At 39.4% G+C, this 13344-nt stretch carries 7 protein-coding genes; 2 read left to right on the forward strand and 5 right to left on the reverse strand.

Annotated elements, in window-relative coordinates; genetic code table 11:
- Nucleotides 1–10: 10 nt before the first annotated feature.
- Both H0S70_RS03100 and H0S70_RS03105 read right to left on the reverse strand, forming a co-directional pair.
- A complete protein-coding gene (locus H0S70_RS03100) occupies nt 11–5422 on the reverse strand; it encodes an N-6 DNA methylase (RefSeq protein ID WP_188321661.1) in 5412 nt (1803 codons plus the stop codon).
- Entirely contained in the window at nt 5409–5846 is a 438-nt protein-coding gene (locus H0S70_RS03105; protein WP_188321662.1) for a DUF1896 domain-containing protein, read from the reverse strand. The genes H0S70_RS03100 and H0S70_RS03105 overlap by 14 nt, the downstream gene beginning before the upstream one ends.
- A 182-nt stretch (nt 5847–6028) precedes the next feature.
- Here H0S70_RS03105 and H0S70_RS03110 point away from each other — a divergent pair, with 182 nt between their 5' ends.
- Together H0S70_RS03110 and H0S70_RS03115 are read left to right on the forward strand one after the other, a co-directional pair.
- Nucleotides 6029–8161 (forward strand): DUF262 domain-containing protein, encoded by a 2133-nt coding sequence (locus tag H0S70_RS03110; RefSeq protein WP_112376288.1) that lies wholly within the window; start codon nt 6029–6031, stop codon nt 8159–8161.
- A gap of 21 nt (nt 8162–8182) precedes the next feature.
- Nucleotides 8183–8941, forward strand: a complete 759-nt coding sequence (locus H0S70_RS03115; RefSeq protein ID WP_188321663.1) for a Swt1 family HEPN domain-containing protein — start codon at nt 8183–8185, stop codon at nt 8939–8941.
- Nucleotides 8942–9021: 80 nt separating this feature from the next.
- Here H0S70_RS03115 and H0S70_RS03120 read toward each other — a convergent pair whose 3' ends face one another.
- The 3 genes from H0S70_RS03120 to H0S70_RS03130 are packed head-to-tail and all read right to left on the reverse strand — an operon-like array spanning nt 9022 to nt 13301.
- Nucleotides 9022–9735 (reverse strand): ORF6N domain-containing protein, encoded by a 714-nt coding sequence (locus H0S70_RS03120; RefSeq protein ID WP_449506264.1) that lies wholly within the window; start codon nt 9733–9735, stop codon nt 9022–9024.
- On the reverse strand, nt 9735–11819 hold the full coding sequence (locus H0S70_RS03125; RefSeq protein ID WP_188321664.1) for a type IA DNA topoisomerase: 2085 nt from the start codon (nt 11817–11819) through the stop codon (nt 9735–9737). The genes H0S70_RS03120 and H0S70_RS03125 overlap by 1 nt, the downstream gene beginning before the upstream one ends.
- Before the next feature lie 6 nt (nt 11820–11825).
- Nucleotides 11826–13301 carry a DUF3945 domain-containing protein gene (locus H0S70_RS03130; RefSeq protein ID WP_188321665.1) on the reverse strand — a complete coding sequence of 492 codons (1476 nt, stop codon included), beginning with the start codon at nt 13299–13301 and terminating at the stop codon, nt 11826–11828.
- Nucleotides 13302–13344 lie beyond the last annotated feature (43 nt).

Here is a 13344-nt window from a genome sequence, read left to right on the forward strand (position 1 = left end):
CTTTTACATATTATAATACCCCACGGGGTAAGTGAATACCTTTCGTCCGTACAATATTCTCCGAAATGTTTGGAGCTTCTTTCTGTTTTTCGACCTGTTTAGGTGTTTCTTCTTTAGCTTCAGGCGTTATAGACAACTGTATCTTCCGTTCAATGGCAGCCAATTCCGTTTTGAGTTCACTCAATCGGTTTTCCTTAGACCACGTACCATTAACCACTTCCTGAAGAACAGGTAAATCTTTTTGTGTTTCCGCAATTTTCTTTTGCTCCTGTTCGATATAGCCGGGCAATTTCTCCAGTGCATTAAGGAAGTTCATAGCCGCCAGCTTCTCATCTTTAGCAATTAAACCGTTGTTGTAGGTATATTTGATATTGCACTCTCCCTGCACTAAAAAGCGGTTTACCCGTATATCCACGCCCTCCTTTTCGGACATTTCGGTTTTTACCAACAGCGTAAATCCGTACAAACTACCGATTTCTTCATACTGACCTCCGGTGCGGGCTTTGTCCGCAAGCTGGTTGAGCTTTGCACCGATTTGTTTAATATCCGCATTGGGCGGTAAACCGTCCAACTGTACAGGATTTGCAATTGTACCATCCGAACGTTTTTGAATACGCCCTTGTAGATTATTCCAATCAAGGCTCATACGGTCAAAGCGGGATTGGGCTTTATCAAGTTCAGCCGTATAGTCTTCCAATTTGTACTTCGCACTATACTTTGAACGGTTGAACGCCTGTTTTTCGCTTTCTAACCCCGCAATCTGTTTTTCTAATTTAGCTTTATCCAACAGGTCGGTATTTCCTGATAGGATAGCCACATATTCCGAAAAATTCATTCCCGATTTTTCGTCCATACTGCCCTCGTCAATGGTTCGTTTGCCGAGATTGTTGTTTTTCAATTGGTCTATGAATAGTTGTTTATTGTATAGTAGGTTAAACTTATAGCTGTCCAATGATTTTTCTACGGCATAAATGATTACATCTACTTTATTACCTGCGAAGAACTTGGCAATTTCATTGCCTTTGCGAACAGCTCTGCCGTCCCTTTGGGCAAGGTCACTTGGTCGCCACGGTGTATCCAAATGGTGAACAGCAACGGCTCTTTTTTGTGCGTTAACTCCTGTGCCCAACATACTTGTAGAACCGAAAAGTATGCGGATTTTACCTTCATTCATTCCTTTGATAAGCTCTTTGCGTTGCTTGTCATTTTTTGCTTCCTGAATAAAACGTACTTCGTTCGCAGGGATACCGTGGTCTTCCACAAGCTTGCGTTTGATTTCGGAATACACATTCCATTCGCCTGGCTTGTAGGTTCCCAAATCGGAGAAAACAAACTGCGTTCCTTTTTGTGCATTATATTGGTTGTAATATTTAGCAATGTTGTCCGCACAATGCGAAGCCTTATTGTCGGGGTGGTCATCATACGCACCGCTTACCATCCGCATATCCAAAGACATCTTACGGGCATAATCAGTAGCGATGAGCATTTTTGCCTTTTCTTCAGATGGAGATAAAGGAGCTCTTCCTAATAAAGAAGCATTTCCCGATTTGGCAAATTCCATTAGTTTTTGAATAAACACTTCCTGATCGGGTGTAGGTGGTATGTTATATAATACCTCATTCTTGTTAGGGCGGTCAATGCCTATATCCTTAGCCGTTCGGTAATCCGTTATTTCTGAATAGAATTGCGCCAACTCCGGCACTTTGATAAAATAGCGGAAACGTTCTTTTGCAACAATATTATTGGCAACCGAAAATTCATAATCGGTTGTTTTCCTTGCGTAAATAGCAGCCCAGGCATCAAAAGAATGAATGCCCTGTTTTTCCATTGCTCTTGGTCTGAGGTATTTGAATAATAGGTACAGTTCGGTTAACGAATTACTGATGGTCGTTCCCGAAAGAAAGGTTGCTCCCATATCCGCATTGATACGTTCCTGAATGGTACGAATAGCAAATAGTAGGTTGATTGCCTTTTGGCTTCCGTCCACATTACCCAATCCTGCTACTCTTGAATGCCTTGTATTGAACATCAGGTTTTTGAATTGATGACTTTCATCCACAAATAAATGGTCTATACCCATCATCTTAAAATCTACCACATCATCTTTACGATTTTCAATATCGTGTTGCAGGGTTTTGAGTTTGACTTCGAGGTTTTCTTTTCGCTTGATTACACCGGCAAGCATTCCTCTGGTCACTTCCTTGCCTTGCGATTGCAGGGCATCAAGGTTACGCTCTACGCTGTCCAATTCAATTTCTAAGATTTCCTTCTGAATTTCGGGAGATTGCGGTATCATTCCAAATTGGTCGTGTGTGAGAATAACACAATCCCAATCGTTGTTTTTAATGTCGCCAAAAATACGTTGGCGTTTTTGGGGTGTAAAATCTTCTTTGCCCGGAAACAATATTTTTGCGTGTGGATAAGCGGTGCGGTAAGCTTCGGCAATTTCGTGGACATTGCTTTTTAGCCCGATAATCATAGGTTTATGAGCCAACCCTAAACGCTTCATTTCCTGTGCTGCCGTACACATTACGAGCGTCTTTCCTGCACCTACTTCGTGGTCGCAGATTGCACCGTTGTTCAGCTTTATCATCCAAACCGTGTCCTTTTGGCTGGAATACAAATCTTCAATTCCGAGTGCTTTGCGGTCTAACCCAGGAAAGTTCTGGTGAGTTCCGTCGTAATTCGGACGGACAAAGCAGTTAAACGTGTCGTTGTATTTGTCGGTAAGCCTTGTTTTAAATTCATCATTTTGGGCATGAAGCCAGTCTGTAAAAGCGGTACGGATTTCATCAATCTTCGTATTCGCCATTTGTATGGCTTCCATATCCCGTACCTTGACCTCTTGATCGCCAACCATCACTTTTTTGGTAATATCAGGCGTAGTATTGACAAGGGCGTGTTTGAGCAAAGCAATCCCGTCAAACGTCCGACTTTCGGCTTTTACTGCGTATTTATCCCATATATGAACATTCTTTTGTTTACAGATTACAGAAAAATCATCAGAACTCTCCGAGTAATGAATGTTTACCTCCGTATCAAAAAGATGTGAAGCAAACCGGCCATAAATACCAGTGGGTATCCAACGTTCGCCGAGGTTAAAATCCAATTCTTCAAATTCAATTCTTCTTGGTCGGGCTTCTTGCAAAACGGTAAGGCTTGATTTGGCTTCGATATCATTGGGATTGTTTTCAATGTAGTTCTGTACCTCTTGGGCTTTTTCCACTACGTTACCAGCAACCCATCGCTCAGATATTTCATATTCCTTTTGTAATGGATTATAGAAGATACGACCGTGTAAGGCTTCTTTCAAAGCATCGTCATTCATACCGCTGATTTCGGACATATAATCCAAATCCACGCTACCGTATTTATTCAAAGAAGCCGCTAAAGCTTCTTCGGGATTGTCCGTTGTTATGGTTAAGGTAGAAAAACTTACAGGGCGACTGAATATATCGGCCTTGTGTACCACGCCACCAACCACACGTTCCAGATAAGGTATTTCCTTTCCGGAACTATCCGTTTTGATGAGCTTGATATTATCGGCACTGTTGAGGTTTCCGTGCCTTTTGACAAAGGCATCGTATAATTGATTAAGATTTTCTCTTTCTTCTTTATGTTCGGTCTGAAGCTTCGCCTCCTTATTGTAAAGATCTTGGTAAACATCACGTACAGCAATGTAGGCTTCTGTTCTTGCTTTCTGCAAGGTCGGTAATTGCAAAGGGTGGAATACTGCCGTACCGTCTGATGTATCTACATTTTGCAGATGACCGACCCAACCTTTATCCAATACAAGGCAATCGTTTCTGTGGAATGATTTTAATTGTTCACCATACGGAGCTGGTTCAGGAATGTTGTCGGCATCGGCTGGCTTATCAGCTTGGCCATTCCCATTGAGACCCGAAAACAGGTCGCCGATGGCTTCCTGTTTTTCGCCATTGTTAGATGGGCTTCCGTTGGTAGTTCTATTGGTAATCGGAGGTGCATAAGGTTGCTGTATCGCACTACTGAACAGGTCAGGTTGGCGACCCATTGCACCTCTTCTTTTATTGGTGCTTTGCCTTTTAACTTGTGTTGTTCTTTTAGGTGGAGCAGTAACCATTACAGGCTCGTCCGAATTTTCAAATAGGTCGAAAATGCTTAATTGTTTTAATTCCTGCGGGTTTTCCCGATTGATTATAGGAACAGATAAAGATTGTATTTCCGGTTGAATGGTTACAGGTTCGATAACCGTTGGCTCAATCGGAATTTGTATTAAAGGTTCATCGTTCCGTTCGCTTTTGAACAAACCTAAATTCAGGTGCTTTCCAAAATCGTCGGAAAGCATTTTTTTGAGGTCTTTGGCAATTCCGGCAACGCCGTCTTTGTGCGTATAAATTAATGCTGGTTTTCCATAAGGGTCGGTATCTAATTTGCGGTCTGTATGTACAATTCTTGTGCTGTCCTGAAAAAAAGCATTACCAGGCGTATTGTATTCTGTTTGCTTGCTCTGACAAAAGAGTTCTTCCGCTTCTGTCAGATTTTGTTTTGCCGTATTTTTTTGAAGGATAATCAAATCACTGCCAACTTCCGTTCCTGCATATTCCGTAAACAAATTGTTGGACAATCTGACCAACGAAACCAAATTGTTATCCTGCATTAATGCCCTGCGTATCGGTTCGTTCTTTGGGCTATTTAAAATTCCTTGTGAAGTAATGTAAACTAACAAACCTCCCTCACGGAGCATATCAGCACCCTTTAGAAAGAAGTAATTGTGTATGCTTCGGGCTGCCTGTACTTTTGCACTGTCCTTGCTTCGGGAATAGGATAAATCAAAGACGGAAGTATCGCCGAACGGTATATTACTGGCGATTACATCATAGCTGTTTTGTTCCTTTTCGGGTATTTCCTCAAAACCACTTATACGAATATTGCTATCGGGATAAAGCTGTTTTAAAATCTTACCTGTCAGCAAATCCTTTTCATAAGCGGTAACACTTTGTTGGTTTTCCGAAAAGGATTGTATGAATGAGCCGATACCTGCGGAGGGTTCAAGGAATTTATCAATATTCAGACCGCTTTCACGCAAGGTTGCGGAAATCGCATCTATTACCTGTGGCGGTGTATAAAAAGCCGTCAATACAGAACTTTTCATACTGTCCACATACCTGCGGTATTGTTTCTCGTCTTCGGAATTTTCTTTGAGTAGCTGGTGGAGTTCCTGCGTAATCGGAAAAAAGTCGTGTTCGGTCTTTCTCCAATGATTGATGTCTATTTCATTCGCTATTGGGTTCAGAACGAATTTAAGACCGCCAAATCCGCTGTATTGCATCATTAGCAGTCTTTCGCCTACGGTGGCTTGTCGTTTCTCCTTTTCAAGTTTAAAAGCAATTCGTAGGGCATCAATGTTCTGTTGGAGATGTTGGCGTTTACTGAAGCCCATTTTCGGCTATCCATATTGCGATGGTTCCGGTTATTTCGGTATAGAGCAGGTCGTACTCTGTCTTATAAGCGAAATCATCGGTTAGTTGGTAGCCAGAGAAAACAGGCTCACAAACCGGGAACATTTTCAGGGCGAACGATCGCAGTTCCTCATCTGCCATTATGGTATCAAACTCATTGCATACCACTTGAAACACAGTGTCAAATTTGGAGAAGTGCAAGCCCTCAAACAGAATATAGTTGGCTATTTCATTACATTTTCCAATGCTATTTCCTGATTGAAAAGCACCTTCGTAAGCGTTGGTAGCCCACGAGGAACGTTGCTCAATAAATTTTTGGTCGTTTGCTTTTTCGGGGAAGCTGGTGTTTAATAATTCTTGCAGTCGTAATCTGAAATACGATAGGTCTTTTTGTTGTGTATTCATACTATATTTTTGTTTTGAATTTTACTTGAAACTCAAAATTATAGCAGTAGATAAGAGCCTTTAAAAATGTGGCAGGGTTTGGCTTTGAGAGGCGGGATTTGTCGTAAGGAAATTAATAACCGGGGATTTAATTTGTATTTTTGAGCTATCAAAGCAAACAATTAATCGACAGACTATAAATAATGAATGAATTAGAACCCCTAAAAAGTATTTTTAAAGACAGAATATTTAAAATTCCTGATTACCAGCGTGGCTATGCTTGGACGACACGACAATTAAAAGATTTTTGGGAGGATTTGGTTAATCTTCCAACTGATAGGTTTCATTATACAGGACTACTCTCTTTAAAAAAAGTAGATAAAAACATTTGGAGTAGTTGGAATGACGAACGTTGGCTAATCGAAGATAGAGGTTTTAAACCTTTTCATATTGTTGATGGGCAACAACGCCTGACAACATTTGTAATTTTTATACAAGCTATTTCGGAACAACTCAAAGCTATTCCTGAAAACAAGGATAAAAAGGACGAAGAAATTTATCTTGGTTCTTTCAGCCTAAAAGCAATTAAGGAAGAATATTTGGTAATTGAAAAACCCCCACAATTCATTATCAAAACATACAAGTTTGGATACGAGGTTGATAATCCAAGTTTCAAATTTCTACGACATAAAATTTTTTTAGAACCCAATAGCGGAACAATTCAGGAAACTTTTTATACACTCAACCTTGAAAATGCCAAACGCTTTTTCAAAGAAAATCTGCAAAATTATTTTGATAAATATGGTTTGAGTGAAATTGAAGCGTTGTTCAAAAAGGTCACACAGAATATGATGTTTAATGTCTATGAAATAAGTGATGACTTTGATGTTTTCGTTGCATTTGAAACGATGAATAATCGTGGAAAAAAGTTATCAAATTTGGAGCTTCTTAAAAATCGACTGATTTACTTAACCACTTTATATGATGAAAAAGAGTTAAAAAATGATGAACGGATTTCTTTGCGTGAGAAAATCAATGATGCGTGGAAAGAAGTCTATTACCAACTTGGAAGAAACAAAAAAAATCCACTCAACGATGATGATTTTTTAGTTGCTCATTGGATTATGTATTTTCAATACACAAGGGAAAAAGGCGACGATTACATAAGGTTTTTATTAGAACAGAAGTTTACACCACAAAATATTTATGCTAAAACTGAAGTAAGACTTAGTTCCATACAGGAATTTGAAGAAGTTAGAGAAGATGAAGATACCGACCAAGAAGAAGTTGAGGCAAATGGAGAAGAAGAAATAATAGTGATGCGTTCCCAACTTTCTCCAAAAGAAATTGAAGATTATGTAAACAGTTTAAAATCTGCTGCCGTTCACTGGTATAATACGCACAATCCGGTAAACAACTCAGACCTAACTGCACAAGAAAGCCTTTGGATAGACCGATTGAATAGAATTGGTATAATTTATTTCCGTCCGCTTGTAACCGTAGCTTTTTTAAACAAGGATATTAATTCGGATAAGCGAGTTCAATTACTTAAAGCAATTGAACGTTTTATATTTATTACGTTCAGGCTTAGTCGAGCTTTTTCGACATATAGAAATAGTGAATTTTATCGTGCAGCAAGACAGTTGCGAAACGGAGAATTGACAATCGACAGTATTATTCAACGATTGAATGATAGAATGAGTTACTGTTTTTATACACCTGAAAATTCCGAAGAAACCTATTTCGATTATACATATTTCCAAAAATTTATTGATAAGAAATTCAAAAGCGGAGGTGGGTTTTATTACTGGAATGGGCTTCGGTATTTCTTATATGAATATGAAATGGAAAAAGTAAGACAAAGAGGAAGCCAAAAGATTGATTGGAAGTTATTTGTAAAAAGTGAAAAAGACAAAGTTTCTATTGAACATATTTATCCTCAAACTCCCACACATAAAAGTTGGAAAGATAGTTTCAAAGGCTACAAAAAATCACAGATACCTTTTTTTCAAGGAAGTTTAGGAAATCTTTTGCCATTATCACAAAGTATAAATTCAAGCCTACAAAATGATTGCTTTGATGACAAGAAGAATGCAAAATATAATGACAAAAAAGAAAAAATAAGACAAGGTTATTCTGATGGTTCACATTCTGAAATCGAAGTTTCAGGATATGATTTTTGGAACTCTGATACTATCCTTGATAGAGGCACTAAATTATTGGAATTTATGGAACAGCGTTGGGACTTAAAGTTTGAAGATGAAACTGCCAAAGCAGAATTATTATTCCTTGATTTTATGCTCCAAGAAGAAGAGCCACAGAGTAGAGAAGAATAACCAATAGAAATATTAATCTAAATGAATTATACAGAAAACATTAAACGTTTAAAAATATTACTTACAGGAGCATCCACCGATGTTACTATAACAAGTGAAAATGAAGCAGAATATAAAAGTTTAAAAAATGAACTGAATAAGTCTGCTAAGTTCAAAACTAACCAACCAAAAGAATTTAAAATCTGTGTTACACTTCAGGAATTTAGGAGAGAAATGCAAGCCAAAGGTGGATATGCAGAACGAAGAAAATACATTAATCAGATATTCTATCCTCTAATTTCGGATGAAAATTCCTTATTGGATAGTATAGAGGAAATACAACAAAATGTAAACTTTGGTCATTTAAACCTTTTACCCCAAGATATACAACAGAAAGGGCGAGAAATGTCGGAAGTTTATTTGTATTTATATTGTATTGAAAATTCTTTAAGAATATTTATTGAAGAAATAATGAAAACAGAAACAGTAAATATTCCCAGAAAAGTACAAGACACAATAGATAAATTGAAGAAAAGCGAACAAGAGAGTAAATATTTACCCATACGAGGTAATAGTGATTTGTTTTATTGCGACTTTATAGAGTTAGGGAAAATAATAGTTGGAAATTGGATAATTTTTGGAAAATATTTCCCTAAACAGAATGAACATTGGTTGAATGTAATGGTTGATGAATTATACAAGATACGGTGTTTAGTTGCTCACAATAGTTACGTTGGTAATGATGAACGTGATGCACTAAAAGTTTATTATAAGAGTATTACAGCCCAATTACAATTATAGTATAGATTAGACAACAAACCCTCTGATAATTCAGAGGGTTTGTTTATTGGTTGTGTAAGTTTTGGAGCATTCTGCCAACCTCAATATCCATTCTCGAAAAGGCAAACCATTTTTTGCCCAGGTCTTTCAGTGATGCTTTTGGTATAAATTGTTGCGGTTACATTGTCGCTTCGCTTGCCCAATAAGGTCAATACGGTATCATCCACATAATTATCCAGCAGGATAATGGAGCTTTTGGTACTTCGAATAATATCGGAAACAAAGGCATAGGCATCAAAAACCTGCCCGTTGTAGAAAATACCTTTTTCACTGTGGAGCTTGTCGCTTTCCAAAGCCTTAAAAATCTCTTCAAATTTTTGGTCGGCTTCTAATTGCTTTAATTCAATATTATCCAAACGATGAAACAAAGCGGCATTGCTGATAAGCATTCTACGCATTTCTACAAAGGCTTCCATAATTTCAACACTGACTTTAACCGCTATATCCGAACGGAGTATAGCAGAAGCCATTGCGACCCCTTGTTCGGTAAAAACATAAAGCAAATAACGTCTTCCGCCGTAGCTCAAACTTGAGGTTCCAATTTGGAACCTCAAGTTTTCAACTTCCTCTTCGGTCAGTTGAAAGCAGAAAGAAACGGGAAACCTTTCAATATTTCTTTTTACGGCTTTGTTAAGGTTCTTTGTTTCCACCTGATATAAGGAAGCGAGGTCGCTATCCAACATCACTTGCTTGCCACGTATGGTATAAATCAGGTTCTTGATTTCCATTGGGCTAATGGTAGGTTTATTTTCCATTACTTTTTGTAGCTTTTATTTTTATCAAACTCAAAAGAGGTTGTACAATCCTCTTTCAATACGATATACGCATTGAATTTCTTACCTGCCTTGCTTTTCATTCCTTTGATGAGTGAAGTTTTCCCTTTGCCGACAAGACTTTCAATATCGGCTATGCCGATTTGTACGCCACACACATTGCGGAACTGTACCCAATTACAAACCTCATCGGGACACTTCACGATTTTATCACGGATAATGAGTTGTTGGATTTTGCATTTCGGGCAAACCAATTTAGGCAGGTTGTTTTGGGCAATGGAAGTTTGTAGTAATTCATTGGTAATAGATGAAGCATAATTTTCCATTTCCTTTTGAAATGCCCCTGCATCCGCTTCGTTGTTCTCGATTTTCTGCAATGCGAGTTCCCATTCGGCAGTCATTGCCACGTCCGCAATTTTCCGTTCTTTAACCAATTCATACACTTGCAATCCCTTTTCGGTAGGGATTAAGGATTTCTTTTCTCGTTGGATATAGTTACGGGCAAATAGGGTTTCGATTATTGCGGCTCTTGTAGCCGGAGTACCGATACCGATATTTTGCAGGGCTTTCCGTTCGTCTTCATTTTCGATTTCCTTTCCGGCACTTTCCATAGCCGACAAAAGCCCTGCTTCGGTATAAAGCACAGGCGGTTTGGTTTTCTTTTCGAGAACGGAGGCTTCTTTTATTTTGAGTTCATCGCCTTTTTTCAGTTCAGGCAAATCCTGTACAGGTTCGGTATCATCATCGGAGAAACTGCCTTTGATGGAACGCCAGCCCGCTTCTTTAACCTTACAACCCTTAGCGGTAAAATCGTAATGTAATACCTGCAAAGCAATATCAGTTATTTCTTTGATGCAGGCGTGTGAAAGGGCTTCGAGCAACCGAAAGGCAATCATATCATAAACGGCATTTTCCTTTGCGTTTAGTGCTGACGGGATTTTGTCTGTAATCAATAGTCCGTGGTGGTCAGTAACACGCAAATCGTTCACGATACGTTTATTGAAACGACCCCATTTCATTTTGGTTACGGCTTGCTTGCAGGTTTCCCTGTCCTGTAAAGCCCTCACAAGATTGGGAATTTCTGCCCACATATCTTCAGGGATGTATTTGCTTCCGGTACGTGGGTAAGTGATAAACTTCTTTTCGTAAAGGCTTTGGGCAATATTGAGGGTTTCTTCGGCTGAAAGGTTCAATTTTTTGTTGGCTTCCTTTTGCAATCCGGTAAGGTCAAACAATAAAGGTGGTTGCTCTGTAACACTTTTGGTTTCTACCGATGTAACCGTTGCCGTTTCACTTCGCTGAATGGCTTTCAGCGTATCATCGGCAAGTTTTTGGTCTTCCCATTTGGTTTTGGAAAGGCTTTTAAAATCTATCAACTCTTTGTTATGTAATAACTGTATCTGCCAATATTTCTTTACCGAGAAATTTTTGTTTTCCAAATAGCGTTTGCATATCAAAGCCAGTGTGGGTGTTTGCACTCTTCCGAGGGAATAGATGCCATTGCCTGCGGCAATGCTCAACGCCTGGGTAGCATTGATGCCTACCAGCCAATCGGCACGGCTTCTGCCTTGTGCTGCCTGATATAATCCGTCAAATGCTGCCCCGTCTTTCAGGTTATCAAAACCCTGTTTGATGGCTTTTTCGGTAAGCGAGCTTATCCAAAGGCGTTCAAAGGGCTTGTTGCATTTAAGGTATTCGTAGATATAGCGAAATATCAATTCGCCCTCACGTCCTGCATCGGTAGCAACAATAATGCTATCACTTTGCTTAAAGAGCTGTTCGATAACTTTCAGTTGCTTTAATGCACCTGTATCGGCGGTATAGCCTTTGTCTTTTTTTACTTTCCGGACGGTCAGCAAAAATGGGTTGGGCAATATCGGCAATGCTGTTTTGTCAAATCCCGAAATCCCGTAATCTTTGGGCATTCCCAATCCTATCAGATGTCCGAATGCCCACGTAACAAAATAGCCATTCCCTGTCAGGTAGCCGTCCTTTTTATTGGATGCTCCCACAAGTCCGGCTATTTCCCTTGCTACGATTGGTTTTTCTGCAATGATTGTTTTCATACTTGATTACCTTTTTACGCCTTTGGATTTTGCAGGAGCTTTCGGCTTTTCCTGTTGTTCCTGCTGTTGTTTGTTTTTCGGTCTTTGTTGCCCCGACTTCAAAGGCTCTTTGATGTTTTTGGTCGCTTCGTTGGTTTTGCCCTCTGAATTGACGGCAGTTTGTGTTTTATGGGCTTCGATAGGTTTTGCCTGTGCCTTAACTTGGCTTGGAAAGGCAAAATCAGTTTTTCCGGTTTCTTTGTTGAAAGTGATATAACCCTGATACGGTTGTCCTTTCTTATCTTTCAATCCGTCAATGTAAACGGTTTGCCCGGCTTTGAAATCCTTATGCTGCTCATCGGTCAGTTCTTTGCCCCTGAATGTTTTTGGAGCTTCCTGCGGCTGGCTTTGCTGATTGCTTTGTCCGTTGTTTTGAGTTTGCCCATTGCTTTGGGTCTGCCTGTTGGAGTTATTGCGGTCAAACAGGAACTCAACATAACGCTTGTCTGCATTGAACTGTACCGTTGCCGAAAACTCCGTTCCTTTGGTGGAAATCATACCCTCTAACTTTAGTGGTTTACCCTCCATTAAAGTTTGCTTTTGCTCATCGTTCAGTTTCACGCCTTTAATTTCATTGGGAATTTTTATGAAATCCGTCCGCAACGCAATTACATCATTTGTCAGCCTGTCTATACTGATAATCGACGGCATCAGTTCGCCCGTTTTGGTGTTGGTCAGGTTAACTACACGCCCCATATTGCCTGTTTCGAGCAGGTTTTTTTTGTCCTCATCCGTAAACTTGTGTCCGAAAAATTCAAAATGCAGGTTGGGTTCTTTTTTGATGCCGTGTATTCCTACTACAACTTTTCCGTCTTCGGCTTGCTGTAAAGACAGGCGGGCATCCGTGCGGAGAATAGTACCACCGAGGTTAACGCCAATCGGTAAGAGTTCATTAGTTTTATAACCTTTCAATAAAGGTTCAAGCAGGTTTCTCTTTTCAAGATATTCCTTACTTAATCCGAGATTGTTCATTGTGTCCCAATCAATCTGCTCCGGCTTGTAGCGGTATTCGCTCGCTTCCGGTGTTGTTTGTGTTGTTGCCATATTATTTTGATTTTCTTGTTTTTTATCCTGTTGCGGTTCTGTTTTTACTTCGTGTTCTTTCATCACTTTTTCTCCTTCGGGAGTGGGCTTATCAACCTGCTTTTGCATTTCCTGTACTTTTTCAACTGCGACAGGTGCAGGCACTTTAAAGAATGAAAAATTGGTAGGGTTCTTTAGCTGGCTGAAAAAATTGGAGAAGAAGTTCGAAAAGAAATCACCACTTTTGTCCACACGCATAAACTGGTTTTGGTTTTTCTTCGTGGGATCAACAGTTTCCATTTTCCCGTTTTCGTCTATACTCTTTACGGCTTGGATTTTCATTTTTTCTTTATCCAGCACCAGCAATATGTCCGATAACTGTTCGGGCATTTCCTGCTTATTTGTTGTTTCTTCACTCATAGTCTGAAAATTTTAAAATTCAATGCCGAATGTAAAGGAAGCC

Source organism: Chryseobacterium manosquense (assembly GCF_014623485.1).
GTDB classification, from domain to species: domain Bacteria; phylum Bacteroidota; class Bacteroidia; order Flavobacteriales; family Weeksellaceae; genus Kaistella; species Kaistella haifensis.